This window comes from Pseudodesulfovibrio portus (assembly GCF_026000375.1).
GTDB classification, from domain to species: domain Bacteria; phylum Desulfobacterota; class Desulfovibrionia; order Desulfovibrionales; family Desulfovibrionaceae; genus Pseudodesulfovibrio; species Pseudodesulfovibrio portus.
Genome location: NZ_AP026708.1, coordinates 313,425 through 332,610, shown reverse-complemented (window position 1 = coordinate 332,610; position 19,186 = coordinate 313,425). Strand labels below are relative to the sequence as shown.

Sequence of the window (19,186 nt, the reverse complement as noted above, 5' to 3'; positions counted from 1 at the left end):
CCGCAATCCATTTTTGAGGAGATATAATGGCCAACGAACCGGACAAGATAATCTATTCAATGTACAAGGTGTCCAAGAAGCATGGACAGCGGGAAGTGCTCAAGAACATTTCCCTGTCCTACTTCTATGGAGCGAAGATCGGCGTGCTCGGCCTCAACGGCTCGGGCAAGTCCTCCCTGCTCAGGATTCTGGCGGGCGTGGACACGGATTTCGAGGGCGAGACCCACGTCAAGGAAGGGTTCACCGTCGGCTACCTCGAGCAGGAACCCCTGGCCGATGAGACCCGCACGGTCCGCGAGGTCGTGGAAGAGGGCGTGGGCGAGATCATGGAGATCATCCGCGAGTACAACGGGATCAACGAACGATTCGCCGAGCCCATGGAAGCGGACGAAATGGACGCGCTCATCGAGCGTCAGGGCAAGGTCCAGGAGCTCATGGATGCCAAGGGCGCCTGGGACATCGATTCAAAGCTCGAAATGGCCATGGATTCCCTGCGCTGCCCTCCAGGCGACACGTCGGTATCCGTCATTTCCGGCGGCGAGAAGCGCCGTGTGGCCCTGTGCCGGCTGCTGCTCCAGAATCCGGACATCCTGCTGCTGGACGAACCCACCAACCATCTGGACGCGGATTCCGTGGCCTGGCTGGAGCGGTATCTGTCCACCTTCCCGGGCACGGTCATCGCCGTGACCCACGACCGCTATTTCCTGGACAACGTGGCCGGATGGATTCTGGAACTGGATCGCGGCCGAGGCATCCCGTGGAAGGGCAATTATTCTTCCTGGTTGGAGCAGAAGCAGAACCGTTTGTCCCAGGAAGGCAAGCAGGAAGCGGATCGCCAGAAGACGCTTGAGCGCGAGCTCGAGTGGATTCGCATGTCGCCCAAGGGACGCCGGGCCAAGTCCAAGGCGCGCATCAACGCCTACGAGGCCATGGTCAGCCATGAGTCCGAGCGGCTGGCCGACGACCTCCAGATCTACATCCCGCCGGGACCGCATCTCGGCAAGCAGGTCATTGTGGCCGAACACGTGTCCAAGTCCATGGGCGACAAGCTGCTCATGGAAGACGTCAGCTTCATCCTGCCCCCCAATGCCATCGTGGGCATTGTCGGCCCCAACGGCGCGGGCAAGTCCACCCTGTGCCGGATGATCGTGGGCGAGGAACAGCCCGACGCCGGGACCCTGACCCTGGGGTCAACGGTGGAGCTGGCCTATGCCGACCAGAACCGCGGATCGCTCACGCCGGGCAAGACCGTGTACGAGGTCATCAGCGGCGGGGCGGAGTTCATCAAGCTGGGCGACCGCGAGGTCAATGCCCGCGCTTATTGCTCCCGGTTCAACTTTGCCGGTCAGGATCAGCAGAAAATGGTGGACGTGCTTTCCGGCGGTGAGCGCAACCGCGTTCACATGGCCCAGATGCTCAAGTCCGGCTCCAATGTCTTGATTCTCGACGAACCGACCAACGACCTGGACGTGAACACCATGCGCGCTCTGGAGGACGGCTTGGAAAACTTCGCGGGCTGCGTGCTGGTCATCAGCCATGACCGTTGGTTCCTGGACCGTATCGCCACCCACATCATTGCCTTTGAAGGCGATTCAAAGGTGGTCATGTGCGAGGGCGGTTACACCGACTATGTGGAAGATCGCAAAAAGCGGCTCGGTGCAGAGGCGGATCAGCCGCACCGCATCAAGTTCCGCAAGCTGACACGATAGATGATACGAAAAAAGGGCCGGTTGCACCGGCCCTTTTTACTTGGCGTCGAAGTCTTCCGAACCGATGGCCTGTCTGCGGTCGATGGCCACCGAGTTGCCGGGGATGGATTTTGCGTATTTCTTGATGTGGGCCGCCCGCTCGCCGATTTCCATGAGCGAGCATTGGCCGAAGATTTCTATGACCCCCAGTGAGATGGTCACCAGGGGATACTTGCGTTCCTTGCCGTCCCGTCCCCGTGCCTGGATCCAGCCCCGCTCGCGGTCCTCCGAACAATAGCAGTTCTTGACCAGTCTCCCGAAGCAGCGGGTGATGGACCGGCAGATCTTTTGTACGGCCTCGGGCGGGGTGATGAGCACGAAATCGTCACCGCCGATGTGACAGAGTTGGGCGTTGTTGGGAGCGTGCTTGCGGGTTGCCCAGCTCATGACGTCCGCGGCCAGCTTGATGATGTGGTCGCCGTTCTTGAAGCCGTAGGTGTCGTTGTAGACCTTGAAATGGTCCAGGTCGGCGTAGATGATGGAAAAGGTGCGCTTCTGCTTGATACGCTTCTCTACGGCCTGTTCGATGGCCACGTTGCCGGGCAGGCCGGTCAGGGGATTGGTTCCCTTGGCCATCTCCACCTGAATCTTGGCCAGGACGTTGAGCAGGGCCTGCACGGTGACCACGCCGTAGAGCCTGCCTCGCTTGGTGACGATGATGTCGTCGTAGGCCTTGATGGATTCCCGCTTCATGGCCATGCGCGCGGCCTGTTCCACCGGGGTGTCGATGTCGACGATGAGCGGGCCGGTGTCCATGATCGTCTCGATGGCCCGGTTGTGATAGAGGGCGTTGCCGTACCGGGAGGAGAGCTGGCGGTTGAGGTGATACTCCATGACCAGTCCCTTGGGGATTTCGTCATCGACCACGACGATGTTGGAGAACACGTTGTTGTTTCGAAAGAATTCCTGGGCCGTGGAGACCAGGGTGTCCAGGGCGACCGCATGGGGAGCCTGGGCCAGGTCGCCGACCGGGGGGGAGCAGGACAGGTTGGTGGAGATGTCGCGTACCGTCTTCAGTTCCAGGCATTCCGTGCTGATGCAGGGCTTGGGGACCGCCGGGCGAGCCAGGAAGAATCCCTGGCCGCAATGCACGCCGATGTCCTTGAGGCAGATGGCCTGGGCCTTGGATTCGATCCCCTCGCCGATGATGCGGGAGCCGATCTTGTCGGCAAAGGTGACCGTCGTTTCCACCAGCGCGCGCTTCACGGGGTCCTTGTGGATGTCCGTGATCAGCGATTTGTCGAGCTTGATGTAGTCGGGCTGCAGCTCCGCGATGAGCGACAGCCCCGCGTACCCCGCGCCCGCGTCGTCGACTGCCACCTGAAATCCCTGGGAGCGGTAATGGTCGAGCGTCCGGTAGAAGAGGTCGAAGTCCTGCACCGAATGGCGTTCCGTGATCTCGAAGACGATGTGGTTGGGCGTGAGCCCGGCCTGTTCCATGAGGGCCAGGGTCTGGCCGGGCGTGAAGGCGGGGTCGGCCATGGTCTTGGGATGGATGTTCAGGAAGAGCTTTTGTCCATCCTTGAGTTCGCCCACGTTCTGGAAGGCCGCCTCCCGACACTGTTTTTCCAGGGCAAAGAGCCGCCCCAGTTGTTCGGCGGTCTCGAAAAGCATGACCGGCGAGCGGAAGGCGGACCCCTCGGGCCCCCTTGCCAGGGCCTCCCATCCGAGGATGGAGTCGGACTGGAAATCGTGGATGGGCTGGTAGTGGGTTGTAATCCATCCCTGGGTAAGGATGGTGTTGAAACGGTTGTAAACGGACAGTTCGCTCATGTTCAGGGGACGCCGCTCCATCCTGCGCGCTTTTTCAAGGGCCTGGGATAAGAGGGTGCCGTCGTCATCACGCATGCCGGGCACGGCAGCGTAGCCCATGCCGAGGTCGATGCCGAGCCCCGTGTGGCGCAGCATTATGTTTTCCAGTCCGTTCTGGGCCTGGATCTTGTATTCGTAGGCGATGTCCGCCGGGTTGTTTTCGCGGGGGACGAGAAAGGCGGCCACGCCCGGGCCGACGTTGTGGATGCCGATCTGCCGGATGTCGTTTTTCCCGGCCGTTGCGGCCAGAGTCTCGCGCAGGGTCTTTTCCAGCAGGTCGACGAAGCTTTGCCCGTACATCTCGCGGAGCGTGGAATAGTCCCGGATGGAGATGAGAACCAGCGTATGGGCGTGGTCGATCCTGACGCGGTTGTCGACCTGCAGGCTCATCGGCGTTTCCATGTGCATAAGCTTCTCTGTTTCCTCTTTTTCACTTTGTTGCGAAAGTGGTCGCATCGTAATCCCCGTTCGGCTTGGATGGGGTGACCCATGGGTGCCCCGGGAAATTTTCCCGGTACGGATGCCATTGATACACGCAGGAAACGTTCGGGTGTTACCGTCTGGTTACGGTGTTGAAAAAAAAGGGTGGCGGAAATGAAAAAGGCAGTCCCGAGGGACTGCCTTTTTCATTGTTCGGTGAAGAACGCGATCAGCGATAGTAGAGGTTCCGGCCGCCGATGGTCAGGAATGCCTGATGCAGGTTCTTTCGGATATCCTTGCGGCTCCATACGCCCTGGATGTGCCCCCTGGAAAGGGCCTTGTAAGAGTTGTGGTAGTCCGGCGGAATTTCCAGGCCGGTGGTTTCCTTGATCACCCCGGGACCGGCAAAGCCGAGCCGGGAGGAGCGGACCGCGTACTGATAGGGCGAGCAGCCCAGGAACGAGGCCACCGGGCCCGCATAGGAGTTGGTGTCGTAGAGCACGATGTACAGTCCGCCTTCCTCGATGTACTTGCGGACGGCCATGGTCACCCTGGGCATCTGGATCAGGCCGTTGACGCCTTCCTGGATGCGGATGCCCGCCGTGCCGTGGATATAGGCCAGGAAGGGCTGGTGCTTGGACTGGGCCAGCTCCAAGGCCCGGATGAACTTCTCGCCTTCTGCCGCGCCCACTGAACCGCCCCGGAAGTTGGCGATCAGGGTGGCGCAGGTGACGCGCATCCCTTCGAGGGTGGCGTTGAAGGTCATGCAGCTCGACTGCAGGCCGGTTTTCTTCTTGGCGGCTTCGACGCGTTCCTCGAAGTTGGGGAACTGGGTCGGGTTGCCGGAGGCGATGTCACGGTTGAATTCGCGGAGTGACCCCTGGTCGAAAACGTTGTGGATATACCATTGGTATTCCATGGGAAAGTTGTAGCCGCAGTGGGGGCAGACACCGGCGAAATCAGTGAACAGGTCGCGGGCCCAGATGTCCAGGCAGCCGCGCTTGGCCGCATGGGGGCAGGTGACTTCCCTGTCTTCCAGGGCCTGCGGGCTGACGTATCCGGTGTCGGCCTCGGCGGACGGTTTGGCCGGTTCGGTCTCGGACAGGCCGGTCAGCTCCATTTCCTTCTGCTTGTCGCCGTTGGGGAGCAGGCCGCATTGCTTGAGCCCCTTGCGGAAGCAGTTGTCCACCTTGGCGGTGATGACGTGCACTTCGTCTGTCACTTCCTCCATGATGCGTTCGATGCGCTGGCGGAAGGGCTTGATCAGGCCGTACAGGACCAGGCTGGTGGTGTTGGACACGATGCTGGAGCTGGTGGCGTTGAGCTTTTCCAGCAGGGATCGGTTGTCCTTGTATGCGTGCTGCGCCAGCTTGCGGTATTTCTTGAACCGCTTGGCGATGAGCCTCTCGCGGGCCTTTTCGTTCAGGGACCAGCGGACGATGATGTCCTCGTGCTTCTTGAAGTGGCGCATGGCCAGGGCGCGGAAGAGGCGGACGCCGCGAACTCCGAGGGCCACTTCGTCCGTGGCCCGGATGACCTGTTCCCGGACGCGCCGATAGAAGTCGAAATGATCGGCGCGCACGCCCAGGGGCGGTTCCTCGATGATCTCGTCGATGTATCCGTTCTTGAGATTGTCCTGTGCCGTGATGCGCTGGGATATGGCGCAGGATTCGATGAGCTCGACGGGAGCGCGCTGCGAGCCTCGGATGCGTCCTTCGATGGCGGCCGCGCCTTCGGGGGAAATGACCGAGTAATAGCCGTGGGAGAGCATGAGCCGCTTGTCGGCCATGCCGATGGCCTCGGCCCCGCCGGAGCCGCCTTCGGAGAAGATTGCCACGATGGGCACGGGCAGCCCGGCCATCTCGTAGATGTTTTCGGCGATCTGCTGGGCCGCGCCCGGAAAATCTTCCACCGGGTAGGAGCCGGGGGTGTTCACATAGGCGTGGATGGGAATCTGCTCCAGGGCTGCGACCTTCATGTATTTCAAGGCCTTGCTGTTGCCCCAAGGCTTGATGGAACCGCCGTTGCGGAACTCCTCGCCGTGGCCTTTTTCCTGGCCGACCACCATGACGGGCTGGTTGATGACCTTCTTGCCCCGGTGGCGGGTGATGTAGGCGCGGGCGATGAGCATGCCGGGGTCGATGGAGTGCTCGTCCTGGCCGCCGATTTCGGTGTAGTTGTCGTAGACGTTTTCCAGGATGTCCTTGAGGCAGGCGCGCTGGGGATGGCGCACGATGCGCACCTTGTCCATGGCCGTGAGCCGGGCGTCAAGGGCCGACTCCATGGCGGACAGGCGCGCGTCCAGCGCTTCGGCACCCCTGATGGTCTGGTCGTCGGACAGGTCCTTGGTCTTTTCAGGAAAGTCTGCGATCTCCTTGGTGAAGGCGTCCAGTTCAGGGCGCGTTTCACCGCCGAGGATATCCCGGGCGTAATTCACCCGGTTCAGCAATTCCTGCATTTTTTTTTCAATATTCATATTTTTAGAATTCGAGCAGGTTTTCGGTTTTCTCAACGAGGAACGGGATGTTGGATCGCATGCCGGGCCCCGAGGAGTCGAAACCGTTCATGGTCAGGTCCTTGAGGAACTCCAGGCCGCGGGCCTTGGCCTCGGCAAGGTCCTTGCCCCAGATGATGGCCAGGGCCAGGTTGGGGTCGTATTCCGTGGGGATCTGGTAAGCCCGGTCCGTGGGCACGTGGGTGTGCACGGACAGCCAGTCGCGTCCGGTCCAGCCGAGCTCCTCGATCTTGCCCACCCAGGGGGTGAAGCCGGTTTCCGTGTCTTCGGCGATGATCCGGTACTCGATGGACACGCCGTCAAAGGTCACATCGTCCTGGGTGTAGCCCAGCGGTTCGCCCAGGCCGATGCGAATCTGTTCGCGTATGAGGTTGACGTCCGGGTTCCCCTTGGTTGCGGCAATGCACGCGGAAACGCCGTTTTCGACCTGGATGCGGGTGTTGACTTCCATGAGGAAGGGCTCGCCCTGCGGAGTGACGATCCACTCCCAGGTGCCGACGTTGTCGTATTTGATCTCACGGGCGATGGACAGGGAATACTCCGTGATGTCGCTCATGACCTTGTCGGCGTCAAAGGTGTAATTCAGGTGTTGGGGCCAGAAGCCGGGCGCGACCTCGATCCGTTTCTGCAGGCCGGGGGACTGGACCGAGCAGTTGCGGGTGCCGAAATGGACCGGATTTGTTCCGGACCGGTCGGACGCGATCTGCACTTCAAGGTGGTTGAAGTCGAACATCCGCTGCTCGATGAGCACGCCTTCGTCGTTGAAGGTGCGCAGGGAGTAGTTGCGGATGCGGCGGTATGTCTGGCGGAAGCGGGCCATGTCCTCGACCTCGTCGATGCCCATTCCGCCGCCGCCTGCGGAAGCCTTGACCAGAACCACGGGACGCTTGACGCCCATCTTGGCCTGGAATTCGAAGAGGCTTTCCGCAATGGATTCGGCTTCCAATTCATCATATATGGCGCGGTCCGAGCCGGGGACGGTGGGGATGTCGAGCCTGCGGGCCAGTCGCTTGGTGTTGATCTTGTCCCCCAGGTCGCGGATCACTTCCCAGGAGGGGCCGATGAAGGTCATGGCCCTGTCGCGCTGGGTCACCCGGCGGGCAAAGCGGTAGTTTTCCGAAAAGAAGCCGTAGCCCGGGTGGATGGCGGTTGCGCCTGATTCATCGGCCACGGACAGGATGTCGCCCGCGTCCAGATAGTTGTGAATTCGGTAGAGGGACTTGTCGCCGCCCAGTTTCCTGGCGGTGTCGATGTGGCCGGATTCGGCGTCTTCCCCTGTATACAGGGCGACAAAGGGGAGGCCGAGCGCATGGCAGGCCTCCATGATGCGAATGGCGATTTCGCCCCTGTTTGCGATGAGTATTTTGTTTCCGTCTATGCTCACGGTATGATTCTTGGGTTGAGGTGTGAATTGAAGGTGCTTTAAATAGCCCTTCTCGCCGCATCTTGCAAATCTTTGTCGGATTGTATTTTTTCTTTTATTTCTATTAGATAAGATAAAACGGCCGTTTAAATATTTGCTGTGGATTTTTTACTTAAAAATGTGTAGAAAGTCGGTCCGCTCAAATTTGGCGGCTCGATATTGTCATTATTGTCAATACGTAAAGAGCCGAGACAAGAGGAGTTCTGAATGGATTACTTAATTGTAGGAAACGGCGTCTCCGCCATCGGGGCCATCGAGGGTATTCGCCAAGTCGATGCCGAAGGGACCATTCTGGTCGTCAGTGATGAAGCCGTCCCCACCTACGGCCGGCCGCTCATTTCCTATTATCTGTCGGACAAGATCAAGTTCGAGACCCTGCCGTTCCGCCCCGAGGAATTCTACGAGAAGAACGGTGTGGAAATGCGACTGGGGTCCCGCGTCCTGTCCGTGGATACCGACTCCAAGCTCCTGACGCTGGATTGCGGCGATACCATCGAATACGGCAAGCTGTTGCTGGCCACCGGCGGCACGCCGGTCAGGCCCCAGTTGCCGGGCGTCGACGGTCCCGGCGTTCACAACTTCACCACCGTGGCCCACGCCGAGACCCTCAAGGAACTGGTGAACAAGGTCAAGAAGGTCGTCGTTATCGGCGCCGGGCTCATCGCCCTCAAGGCCGCCGAGGGATTCGCCGAGAAGGGTGTGGACGTGACCATTGTCGTCCGCTCCCGGATCATGCGCACTTATTTTGACGAGACCGCCGGCGAACTGATCGTCGATCATCTGGAAAAAAACGGTATTCGTTTCCTCCAGGGCACCGCCACCAAGGAGATCGTCCGCTACGAGGACGGGACCATCAAGGGCGTGGACACCGATCAGGGACTGGTTGAAGCGGACGTGGTCATCGTGGCTGCGGGCGTGCGCCCCAACATGGGGTTGGCCGCCGCCGCAGGCCTGACCACAAAGCAGGGCATTCGCGTGGACGACTTCATGGCCACCAGCAACCCGGACATCTATGCCGCAGGCGACGTGGCCGAAGCCAAGGACCTGTTGACCGGCGAATACACTGTCCGGCCCATCTGGCCCAACGCCTACACCCAGGGCCGGTACGCAGGCCTGAACATGGCCGGAGCCGGCAACCCGTATACGGGCGGCATGTCCATGAACTCCATCACCTACTACGGGCTGCCCACCATTTCCGTGGGCGAGACCAACCTTGCCGACGACGACGCGTATGAGACCTCCATCCACCTGGATCGCGAGAATTCCGTGTACCGCAAGCTCATCTTCAAGGAAGACACCCTGGCCGGGTGCATCCTCATCGGCGATATCGACGCGGCGGGGTTCTACACCAGCTTCATCAAGAATGGTTTCAAGCTGGACGCCGAGGCCAAGGCCAGGCTGGTGGAAGGCGACCCGTCGCCCGCCCTGTGGCCGGACGAGTTCATCGAAGGCATGATGAACAATCCCTAGGGATAGACCAAGTTGTCGACAATGAAAGAGCCGCAGCGATGCGGCTCTTTTTTTATTTGGTCTTGTGCGTGAAGACGCCGTCCCAGTCCTCGCCGGGCGGGTTTTCCATCAAATGGTTGCAGCGGTCGATATACATCGCGCAGAGCGTTTCCTCGACGCCGGTGTCGCGGATGCGCTCGAACAGTTCAACGGCTTCTGCAAAGCGTTGGTGGATGTAATGGTCGTGGGCCTCGGCGTAGAGTTCCAGCTCTTCCTTGCGCGCCTCGGCTTCGGCAGGAGGGTAGGCCGTGTAGATGGTCACGGGTTCCAGTTTGCCCTTGACGCGCACGGAATCGAGGATGCGGAAATGGTAGTGGTTGCAGCAGGCGTCCTTGATGGCCTGGCTGACCACCAGCTTCTGGCCGTAGTATTTGGTCAGTCCCTCCAGGCGCGAGGCCAGGTTCACGTTGTCGCCGATGAGGGTATAGTCGAACAGGTCCGCAGAGCCCATGTTGCCCACGCGGACGGGGCCGGAGTGAATGCCGATGCCCACATCGATGGTGAAACCGTATTTTTCGATGAACAATTCGTTCAGTTCTTTGAGCTTTTCCTGTTGCGCCAGGGCCGTGGCCAGGGCTTTTTCCTGATGGCATTCCACGTCCAGAGGGGCATTCCAGAAGGCCATGACCGCGTCGCCGATGAATTTGTCCAGGGTCCCTTCGTTTTCGGTGATGATGCGCGTCATGGGCGTCAGGTAGTCGTGCAGCAGGTCGGTCACCTGGGATGGGGTGAGCTTTTCCGAGAGCGACGTGAAGCTGCGCACGTCCGAGAACTGGATGGTGATGTCCTTTTCCTGGCCGTCCAGGGACAACGAGCCCGGATTGTCCATGATCTGGGAGATGACCGACGGGGCCAGGTAGTGGGCAAAGGCCCCGTGGATGAATTTCTTGGCGTGTTCCTCCCGCCAGAACTTGATGACGGTCAGTGAGAAGAAAGTCAGGGCCAGGGTGATGTAGGAGTACATGGGGGAAAGGAAGAAATGCTGTTCCTTGTAGATAAGGATCGAGCCGTACCACATGGCGCAGGCCAGCCCGATCAGGGGGATGACCAGCCAGGACGCCCGGGCCCACATGAGGAGCAGGGTTGTCACGATGCCTGCGGCCACCATGCCCGCGAATTCGAGTCCCTTGGCCCAATCCGGGATGGACAGGAATTGTTGGGAAAGGATGTTGTCCACCACTGTGGCGTGCGCCTCCACGCCCGGGTAGCTCGGGTCGAGCGGGATGGGGCGGATGTCCTTGAGCCCGGCCGCCGATGTGCCGATGAAGGCGATGCGGCCCTCAAGGGCCTTGGGCGGCAGCTTCTTGTTCAGGATGTCCGATGCGCTGATGTACTGGAATGTGCGGGATTTGCCCCGGTAGTTGATGAGCATCTGGGCCCGTTTGTCCGTGGGGATGACGATGCCGTTGAACTTGACGGCCTCCACGCCCAGCGGGGAGAGCTTGAGGACCATGTTCTCTTCGCCTGTGGCCTGTATCAGTGCGGCCAGGGCTAGGCTGGGATAGATTTTGTCTTTCCAGCTGTAGAGCAGGGGAACGCGGCGGTATACGGAGTCGGGGTCCGGGGAGATGGTGATGAATCCGACCCTGGGTTGCGCCTCGGCCAGGGACGGTGTGGGGCAGATCATCTCGCCCGACGAGAACAGTGCCTGGTGCGGGGTCATGGAACCCGGCGGGGACAGGACCGCGACCTTGGCCGGTGGAAAGTCGCAGGCATGGCGGGTCGAGGGTTCCATGTCGCCGAGCCCGGACCTGGCGACGAAATTGATGCCCAGCACGAAAGGTCCTGTCTGGAGATTGTAGGCCAGCAGCTTGTCGTAATCCATCAGGCTGTCCGGCATGCCCGAGAACTCTACGTCTATCTTGAGTTCCCGTTTTATGTCGGCCTTGATTGCCACGGGCGAGGTGCGGTCCGGTTCCACGAAGATGATGTCCGAGACAACGGCCGCAGCGCCGTAGGCCTGGAGGTATTTGAAGAGCAGGGCCACCCTGTAGCGGGGCCACGGCCACTGTCCCAGTTCGCTCAGGCTTTTTTCGTCCAGGTCGATGATCACCGGGACTTCCGTGGCCGCCGGTTGGTGGTAGCTCCGGAGATAGAGGTCGTAGATCTTGAGTTCCAGGAGGTTCAGGAATTGGGGCTGGCTGATGAACAGGATGATCATCAGAAAGTTGATGACCAGGCCGGAACCGAGGAGGATCAGCTGATCTTTCTTGAAGGCTTTCTTGAGCGGTGCGAACATGGCGTCACGGGGGCTAGAGGTTGCTTCGTGACACCATAGCAGAGAAAAAACGCGGCGTTAAAGGAAAAAAGGTCTCATTCCCGGAATAGTTCCGGCCTTGCGCTGCGTGGATCAGAGGTTGCGCCAGAGCATCATGCAGCCGAGCAGGAAGACGAGGACAAAGGCGAGCTTCCTGTAGCCGTGGTCGGACAGGTGCTTGTAGGCGGTGGTCCCGAGCCATATCCCGGTCACGAGGGAGGGCAGGGACATGGCGTAGAGGTGCAGGACCTCGCCGGTAATCATGCCGGTAAAGGCGTGGGAGGCGATGGTGACCAGCCCGGCGAAGCTGAAATAGAAGGCAAGGGTCCCCTTGGCCCGGTCCTTGTTCCAGGGCTGCAGCGTGGTGTAGATGATGACCGGCGGCCCGCCCGCGCCGATGCTGCTGCCGAGGGCGCCGCAGAGGAATCCGGCCAGTGAGGTGACGACCGTCCCCAGCTCCCGCTGACGTGGCTTGAGCAGCAGCATGTAGCTGGTGAAGACGACCATCAGCACGCCGATGCCCACGGACAGCCATTGCGTGGAAAAATGCTTGAGTGCGTAGGTGCCCAGCGGAATCCCCGGCAGGGTGGCTATCATGAGGATATACGTGCTCTTCAGGTTGATGCTTTTTCGCAGTCTGAAGCTCAGGTACAGGCTTATGATGGTGGCAAGAAGTAGCATCAGGGGGACGCTGACCTTGATATCGATGAAAAATCCGAGCAGGGGCAGGGCGATGAGGGCGAAACCGAATCCCGTCAGTCCCTGGAGAAAGGCGGCGAGAAGGATGATTCCCAAAATGGCGGTCGTGTCGAGCATGCGCGTGGATTACCGGATTTTTTACCGGGTGCCAACGACGAATTTGGTGCCGGGGAGTGAAATGGAGAAAAGAGTTGCATCCAAAAACCATAAGTGTATATATGAATATAACTTTGTGTTATATTCACCCATAAAAAAGTCGTTATTTTGGGAGGTTGGTATGGGTATCGTTATTGATCAGGATGAATGTATCGGCTGTGAATCTTGTGTGGAAATCTGCCCTGAAGTCTTTGAAATGGACGGAGACGGCGAGAAGGCTGTCGTAATCAATCCCGACAGCACTGCAGACTGCGTCGATGAGGCCATCGAGACCTGTCCCAACGAGGCTATCTCGAAGTAGTCGAGTCGTCGTATTCGTAAAAAAGGCCGCACTGTGTGCGGCCTTTTTTTGTGGTCATCGTGGCCGCGTGGCCAGGAACACTCCGGAGAAAATCAGGATGAAGCCGCAGAGATGGGCGGGGGTGATGGGCTGGCCGAGCAGCAGGTAGGCGCCGATGCCGCTGAAGACAGGGATGAAATACTGGAACAGCGACGAAGTGCCGGGGCCGATGGCCGTGACTGCGGAGTTCCACAGGAAAAAGGAGATGAGCGAGGCCCCTATGCCCATGTACAGGGTCGCGCCGATGACGGGCTGGGACAGGGTCCACGCCGGGTAGTACGGCTGCTCGACAAAGGCTGCGGGGATGAGCGGGATCGCACCGACGATGAAGATGATGGCCAGGTAGGAGTGCTGGCTAATTTCCGGCGGCTTGCGTTTGACCAGGATGGAATAGATGGCCCACAGCAGTCCGGCCAGGAGCATCCACAGGTCGCCTTCGCGGAAGGTCAGGGCGAGCAGGGTTTCCAGGCTGCCGTGCGTGGCGATGACCGTCATCCCGGCAATGGCCACGACAAGCCCTGCGGCCCGCAGGCGGCTGATGGGTTCGCCCAGGAAGATGCGCGAGAGGATGACCACGAACACGGGCGTGGTCGAGGCGATCAGGGCCATGTTCACGGTATCCGTGGTGTGGGCGCTCAAATACAGGATGGTGTTGAACAGGGTCACGCCGGTGACTGCCGCCGCCATGATCGGGAACCGGTGCGCGCGGATGGCCGTCCAGTCGCGGCGCAGGTGCTTCAGGGCGAATGGCAGGAACACGAGGGTGGCGCAGGTCCAGCGCAGGGCGGCCAGGGCAATTGGGGGGACGGTGTCGGCAAGGCCGCTGGCCAGGATGAAGTTGCCGGACCAGATGGTCACGGCCAGCAGGGCGTATGCAAATCCGAGAAGTCTGTTGTTGAGTGTCACGAGAGCCTTGGTAGTGGAAAAGGGCGGTATATGACAAGCGGAATGTTGGACTATCAGGGCCGCCACAAGAAGCGGTCGAGGTCGATGCGGTCCCGGTGGTCGAATCCGACCCCTTCCTGAAGAAGCAGTTCCTTTTGTTCTTCATATCCGTGTTGCCTTGGCAGCGAAATCCGGCCTTCCCGGTTGACGACCCGGTGCCAGGGCAGCCCGTGGGTGTGCGTGTTGGTGTGCAGGACCCGCACCACCTGTCGCGCCGCCCGCCGGTCCCCGGCCATGGCCGCGATCCCGCCATAGGTGGCGATCCGGCCGTGGGGGATGGCCAGGATTGCGTCGATGACTTTCTGCGTGAACGGTGAAACACCCATCCGGAATGGATAGGTAATTTCCCGGCGATTGGCAAAGCCCCGGCCAACCCGCCGCCCCCAAAAGGGAAAAGGAGCTTGCCAGCCGCGCCGAGTCTGTTTATATAGCCTCTTCACATCGGCGTGAGCCGACTTGTTGAAATACAATCGAGAACCACTCGTACAATGGACGGCTTTGGCTGCTCAAAAGCGTGCGAGTGCAAGGCGCAAGAAATCATCAGGACCGCCGCGTATCTTAATACGCAAGGGTCTGATGATTTCGCAGCAACGCAGCAATCGTGCGTTTTTCAGCAGCCAAAGGAGAGGTAGCGAAGTCCGGCCGTAACGCGCTCGACTCGAAATCGAGTTACGGGTTCATAGCCCGTACGTGGGTTCGAATCCCACCCTCTCCGCCAGAAAATGAAAAGCCCTTGGAGTATTTGCTCCAAGGGCTTTTCATTTTGGGATATTGGCGATATTATCCAAGTATCATTACCCAATCCCAAACCAAAATTTCAAAATCTAACCGCGAGCCCAGGGCTATCTCATATTATGGCCTACTGCGCCGATTCCACTGTCACCTTTCTCCCCAGGATTTCCAGTCGATTTCGATTTGCGTTGAAATCGAAGTAGCCGACCCTTGAGGCGGAGCGGACATGAACAAGGCCATCCTTTTCGGAATAAAGGCATTCAAGGTCATCCGTGAACCGCCAGAACGAGCTTGAGAACTCGGCTCGAATATATCCGCCGTTTGTTTCAACGACGGCACCACCCATGTCTTCGATTGCTTCTCGTAAACGCTGTACAACCTCCGCCACAGTGCCTTGCATCGGCAACGGCTCGATGAAATTGACCTTACGGGTCGTCTGCGACGAAACGCAATTTTTACTGTCTGGGCAATCGGACAGTCTGTGGTCGGCAACCCCCAGGTTGTCGGGAGTTTTTCTTGAGAACAAGGAGAGTGAAAGCATGGCTCCGAGAGCGATCAAAATGAGGAGAAGGATATATTTCATAGTATCGAATTATCAGACCGAAACCATAAAGCAAAGGCCGTTGACGCGGCGGATCAAGTCTTCTTCCCTTTAGTCTCCAAAAACCAATCGTTCCTATCCAGTTGCCCGGCATTCCCGTGTGAGCAGCCATGCTTCGGCATCCGGTTCCGAGTCGAACACGCGGTAGCTGATGGACCGGTTCTGAAAGGCGGTTTCAAAGAATTGTTGCAGCTTTTTGTTCTTTGCGCTGGGGACCGAGGCTATTCGCATGCTGAGCAGGGGGATGTAGTCGCCCATGGTCTGGGCAACCTTGAAGGCTTCTGAAACATCCAGGTCCATTTCAACGTCATGCCCGGCCAAGAGAATGCATGTGGTTTTGTGTGCCGTGGCTTCCCGGATCGCGTCTCCGACAAAGACCAGCACGTCGTTGACCGTGTTCAGCTGCCCCTCAATATTTATGCGAACATATGATTGCTTCTCGATGGCGGTGTAGGCGTAGGGTCTATTGCGTTGTCCGGCGTTGCTGCAACTTTCCTTCAGCCATTTTTCACCAAGGGCGACGTCGTCGAATACCTTGAAGCAGAAGGCCTGATTCCTCAGCATGCCTTCGAAGAATTTGTAAAGTTCAATGCTATGAGGCTCGGGTATCAACGCCATGTTGATGATTTGTGTGGGTATGACCTCAAGGGAAGGGATTTTTGTCTTGAAGATCGAATCCAGGATGTCGAACCGCAAAGTTGCCCTGGTTTCATCCACCAATATGCAGGTGTAGCCCCTTTGTCTTGCCTCCCTGAAGAGCGAGTCGATGTAGTGGAACATCTCGTCGTTGTTTGCCGGGCTGCCGATGATGGTCACAAGCAAATAGCCCTGTTTGTCGGTGAACGTGTATCTGAAGCCCATTGTGTGCCCTGGTTCGAATGTTTTTTTTAAGTTTTATTTTTGTATACAATACCTGTTTTTTGGGCAACGGGTACATCCTGATTCGGGTGTGCCATGTGATATTGCATGAATTAATTAATTTTTTAGTGGAAAAGGCAAATTTTATTTGGAATTGAGTCCAAAAGAGGGATCAATTGTGGCAGTTGAATTCGCGATACAACCAATGGATAACTATCTTTGTGTGACGGTAGTCGGTGAAATCATCAACCATGAATATATCATCAGTTTCGGGAGGCCCTACAGGTTGAAAGCCCGGGAGCTGGGCATCAAGCGCATACTCGGCGATTACCGAAAGGCCGAATCCCGAATCGATTATTACGGCATGATCATGCCGGCAAGGCACCTCAGGAGCACCAGGTTCCAATACAATGGCTTCAGGAGAGCAAATCTCGTTGCCCCGGAAGCCCTGCAGCAATTTCCGGACTACCAGGTCCCGGCAGCCGATCGGGCGTCCTGTTTGAATCCTTTTCCAGCGAGGAAGAGGCGCTCGCCCGGTCGCTGATGAAGTGGCGGCGGGACCCAAGGCGGCCGCCGCGTATGAAAAATGTGACAATATCCTTTGACCTCTTGATGAATTGCCTGCCGCCGTGGCATAAGTCGGCATGTATTTGTTCATGGATAAAGCGTCCGGCGCCTGTCTGCGATTCATTGTGTCCTGTCTGTTGGCCGTTGTTGCGATGTCGTTCCTGTCCTCCTGCGGTACAAGCATCCGCGAAATTCGCCGGGATTATGATCGAGAGGCCGCAGCGCTCGCCGAACTCGATCTCGTGGAAGTCCTGGCCGGCAGGGAGCCTGATGCCATCCTTGCGGAAGCATTTTCTCATGCACGCTGCGCCTGGAAGGAAAAGGCGTTGTTCTCCATGTCCGATCACAGCCGGACCGTGATCGACCATACATATGATGCGGGCTCCCGGCGATTGACCCTGACCGAACTGTATGATGCCGGGCTGTATATCGACAGGGATTGCCTGATCTACATCAAGATATCAGCCGAGCTCCCCGAGTGCCGTGTCCGGATCAGTCCGCCCGACATGTTGGGAGCCGTGCATTGCTATGCGGTGCGGATTCTTTGCAAGGCCGGGAGTTGCATCAAGGTCGATCGGCTGACCCGAACGGTCAAGGACGGCGCAGTGGTGGAGGAAAGCGAGGTCCACGAACATCACGCCATGTGGGAAGTGCTGTTCGCCGACCGTGATGCCGCCGTCGATGCCTATGCCGCCTTGCGGACCCTTGCCGAATAACTGAATTGGCGTTGCGGTTCTCCGCAGCACTGAATCTCCCTCCCTATTCCAATGCTCCCGGGAGCCCGTAACAATCTGGCTGAGGGCTCTGCCGGACACGATTCATATCTGTCCGTCCTCAATATAGATATCGCTGGATGAAACGGCCTTGTCAGGATTCACGGCAGGCCCCCGGAGTGAACCCTCCAGGGGGTCTTTCTCAGTGGCAAGGTTCAAAGAGGATACGAAGTTTTTCAATCGAAAGTGGTATAAAGAATCTGGTTGTGTTATTGGTGCAACCGTATTCTGTCCATTTTATGTAAAAATCAATTCCAAGGAGAGGAGATCATGCGGAGTAAAGAATTCCTGGTGAATGCACGGGCCATAGTGCTGATGGCGGCAGCAGTGATCATTCTCAGCCCGGTAGCAGTCATGGCATATGGCGGCAGCGAGGGAACCGGCAGCAATTCGGGCATCGGGGCATCGATCAGCAGCAGCGCCGCCCCCTCGTATTTTTCCTGGTCGGACGGGATTACTGATCATGCCTCGTATGAAGCGGCCGAGACCAGGGCCTATGAAGCGGAACGGGCAGAGACTGGTCCTTATGGATACACGGATAGATATACTGAAGAATACTACGACGGCGTTCATGCCGGGCTTGCCATTTCCCGGGCCGCCTGGGACGAAACCGTTGAGGTTTTGCCCAGTGTTCGCCGTTTCGCAGTGATTTTGGAACAGATGATGATGTCCGGGACCATAAGCCCCCGTCAGGCTTTCAACCTCCTGGCCGTTTACAACCTTACTCGGCAACGTCAATTAGGCCTGTAGTAGGGAGGGACAGGGATATGAAGAATAGATTCAATATGTTTATGTGTGCGGCTTTGTCCGTTGTGTTGATCGCCGGCTGTGTGGCCTCCAAGCCCACAACAGCGCCTGTGTTGCCCGTCGTGCAGGTTCAGGCCAAGGGTGGGGACAAATTGACGGGTGCTGATCTGAATGCGGTAGCCGTCCTGGATATCGCTCGGACAGGCGTTTCGCCTGAATCCGGAACTGTTCGCCTTGCTCCCAACGCGCAAGTGGCTTTGATCGGTCCGGAAACCGGTTTTTCCCAGACGGACACAAGGATTTCCAACGTCCGGACGATGCAGGACGGCAACAATATGGTCGAGGTGTTGCGTCGGTTCGAAGATGCCAACGGCCGCACCCAGATGATGCTCGACATGGCCGTCTACTCCATGCAGCAACCGACGAAAGGGGAGTTGAATGCCAATTCCGTCGCCTTCATCACGGACTACAAGACGGTCATGAAATCAGGCACCGAAGAGGCCAAGCAGGAGGCCCGGGAGGCCGTGACGGCGTTTCAGCAACAGGCCGGTCTCACCGCTGACGGAGCGCTCGGTCCCCAGACGTCCATGGCCATGGCAAAAGCCCTCGGGATACAGGAATTCTCTTTGTTGGCCTCCGCTCCGATCTACCCGGACAATCCGAGGTACAGCATGTACATCATGGATGAAGTCCTGGCCAAAAACGACCCCGACACCTATCTCAAGGGATTTGCAAGCATGTCGGCGGTTGCCGCCAAGGCCATACCCGAAGCGCAGCTCCCGTCCAGGTCCAAGAGCGGCGGCAGCTTCCTCGCCGCGCTGTACTTCATGGACCAGCTACCCAAGGATTCAGCCATCCAGGTCGGTTTTTCCGAATTCGAGAACCGGAAAGACTCCGATTTCAGGTCCACCATGCGACCGGTGTATTCCACAGGCAAGAGCTGGCCCGTCGTATACGTGCCCTTCAAGATTGAACGGAGCACCAACACGAAAAAGCTCTACGCGCTGGTCCTCATCAACGGCACCATCGTCAAGTCGATGCGGCTCAGGTAGCTGCCCATACTCGTAACGAAAAGACCCCGAAG

General features: G+C 58.5%; 16 protein-coding genes and 1 tRNA gene. 7 read left to right on the top strand and 10 right to left on the bottom strand.

What is annotated here, in order from left to right; translation table 11 throughout:
* The first annotated feature begins 26 nt into the window (after window positions 1-26).
* Window positions 27-1,709, top strand: a complete 1,683-nt coding sequence (ettA, locus tag OO730_RS01675; protein WP_264982845.1) for an energy-dependent translational throttle protein EttA — start codon at window positions 27-29, stop codon at window positions 1,707-1,709.
* A 36-nt stretch (window positions 1,710-1,745) separates the two neighbouring features.
* Here the strand turns inward: ettA and OO730_RS01670 are convergent, their stop codons facing one another.
* The 3 genes from OO730_RS01670 to OO730_RS01660 form a co-directional block, all read right to left on the bottom strand.
* Window positions 1,746-3,950 carry a GGDEF domain-containing protein gene (locus OO730_RS01670; RefSeq protein ID WP_264982844.1) on the bottom strand — a complete coding sequence of 735 codons (2,205 nt, stop codon included), beginning with the start codon at window positions 3,948-3,950 and terminating at the stop codon, window positions 1,746-1,748.
* A 259-nt stretch (window positions 3,951-4,209) separates the two neighbouring features.
* Window positions 4,210-6,456 carry a carboxyl transferase domain-containing protein gene (locus OO730_RS01665; protein ID WP_264982843.1) on the bottom strand — a complete coding sequence of 749 codons (2,247 nt, stop codon included), beginning with the start codon at window positions 6,454-6,456 and terminating at the stop codon, window positions 4,210-4,212.
* Window positions 6,457-6,460: 4 nt separating this feature from the next.
* Entirely contained in the window at window positions 6,461-7,879 is a 1,419-nt protein-coding gene (locus tag OO730_RS01660) for a biotin carboxylase N-terminal domain-containing protein (protein ID WP_264982842.1), read from the bottom strand.
* A 246-nt stretch (window positions 7,880-8,125) separates the two neighbouring features.
* Between OO730_RS01660 and OO730_RS01655 the strand changes: the two genes are divergently transcribed.
* Complete coding sequence (locus OO730_RS01655; protein WP_264982841.1) at window positions 8,126-9,388, top strand: NAD(P)/FAD-dependent oxidoreductase; 1,263 nt, start codon at window positions 8,126-8,128, stop codon at window positions 9,386-9,388.
* A gap of 52 nt (window positions 9,389-9,440) precedes the next feature.
* Here OO730_RS01655 and OO730_RS01650 read toward each other — a convergent pair whose 3' ends face one another.
* The gene (locus tag OO730_RS01650; RefSeq protein ID WP_264982840.1) at window positions 9,441-11,666 is read right to left on the bottom strand and encodes a CHASE2 domain-containing protein; all 2,226 of its coding nucleotides are present in this window, start codon (window positions 11,664-11,666) and stop codon (window positions 9,441-9,443) included.
* 111 nt (window positions 11,667-11,777) lie between these two features.
* Window positions 11,778-12,500: a sulfite exporter TauE/SafE family protein gene (locus OO730_RS01645; RefSeq protein WP_264982839.1), complete on the bottom strand. Its 723-nt coding sequence runs from the start codon at window positions 12,498-12,500 to the stop codon at window positions 11,778-11,780.
* 160 nt (window positions 12,501-12,660) lie between these two features.
* Here OO730_RS01645 and OO730_RS01640 point away from each other — a divergent pair, with 160 nt between their 5' ends.
* Window positions 12,661-12,840: a ferredoxin gene (locus OO730_RS01640; protein ID WP_264982838.1), complete on the top strand. Its 180-nt coding sequence runs from the start codon at window positions 12,661-12,663 to the stop codon at window positions 12,838-12,840.
* A 54-nt stretch (window positions 12,841-12,894) separates the two neighbouring features.
* Here OO730_RS01640 and OO730_RS01635 read toward each other — a convergent pair whose 3' ends face one another.
* Window positions 12,895-13,785 carry a DMT family transporter gene (locus tag OO730_RS01635; protein ID WP_264982837.1) on the bottom strand — a complete coding sequence of 297 codons (891 nt, stop codon included), beginning with the start codon at window positions 13,783-13,785 and terminating at the stop codon, window positions 12,895-12,897.
* Between the two features lie 53 nt (window positions 13,786-13,838).
* The gene (locus OO730_RS01630; RefSeq protein WP_264982836.1) at window positions 13,839-14,150 is read right to left on the bottom strand and encodes an MGMT family protein; all 312 of its coding nucleotides are present in this window, start codon (window positions 14,148-14,150) and stop codon (window positions 13,839-13,841) included.
* Between the two features lie 296 nt (window positions 14,151-14,446).
* On the opposite strand from OO730_RS01630, the gene OO730_RS01625 reads away from it, so the two are divergent.
* Window positions 14,447-14,542, top strand: a tRNA-Ser gene (locus OO730_RS01625).
* 141 nt (window positions 14,543-14,683) lie between these two features.
* Here the strand turns inward: OO730_RS01625 and OO730_RS01620 are convergent.
* The 3 genes from OO730_RS01620 to OO730_RS01610 all read right to left on the bottom strand — a co-directional run bounded on the left by OO730_RS01620 (window position 14,684) and on the right by OO730_RS01610 (window position 16,673).
* Complete coding sequence (locus OO730_RS01620) at window positions 14,684-15,139, bottom strand: DUF1499 domain-containing protein (protein WP_264982835.1); 456 nt, start codon at window positions 15,137-15,139, stop codon at window positions 14,684-14,686.
* 93 nt (window positions 15,140-15,232) lie between these two features.
* A complete protein-coding gene (locus OO730_RS01615) occupies window positions 15,233-16,018 on the bottom strand; it encodes a hypothetical protein (protein ID WP_264982834.1) in 786 nt (261 codons plus the stop codon).
* Window positions 16,019-16,187: 169 nt separating this feature from the next.
* A complete protein-coding gene (locus OO730_RS01610) occupies window positions 16,188-16,673 on the bottom strand; it encodes a hypothetical protein (protein WP_264982833.1) in 486 nt (161 codons plus the stop codon).
* Between OO730_RS01610 and OO730_RS01605 the strand changes: the two genes are divergently transcribed.
* The 3 genes from OO730_RS01605 to OO730_RS01595 all read left to right on the top strand — a co-directional run bounded on the left by OO730_RS01605 (window position 16,672) and on the right by OO730_RS01595 (window position 19,154).
* Complete coding sequence (locus OO730_RS01605; RefSeq protein ID WP_264982832.1) at window positions 16,672-17,298, top strand: hypothetical protein; 627 nt, start codon at window positions 16,672-16,674, stop codon at window positions 17,296-17,298. The two genes, OO730_RS01610 and OO730_RS01605, sit on opposite strands and share 2 nt — an antisense overlap.
* Window positions 17,299-17,625: 327 nt before the next feature.
* Window positions 17,626-18,105 carry a hypothetical protein gene (locus OO730_RS01600; protein ID WP_264982831.1) on the top strand — a complete coding sequence of 160 codons (480 nt, stop codon included), beginning with the start codon at window positions 17,626-17,628 and terminating at the stop codon, window positions 18,103-18,105.
* Window positions 18,106-18,437: 332 nt separating this feature from the next.
* Entirely contained in the window at window positions 18,438-19,154 is a 717-nt protein-coding gene (locus OO730_RS01595) for a peptidoglycan-binding domain-containing protein (protein WP_264982830.1), read from the top strand.
* Window positions 19,155-19,186: the final 32 nt, after the last annotated feature.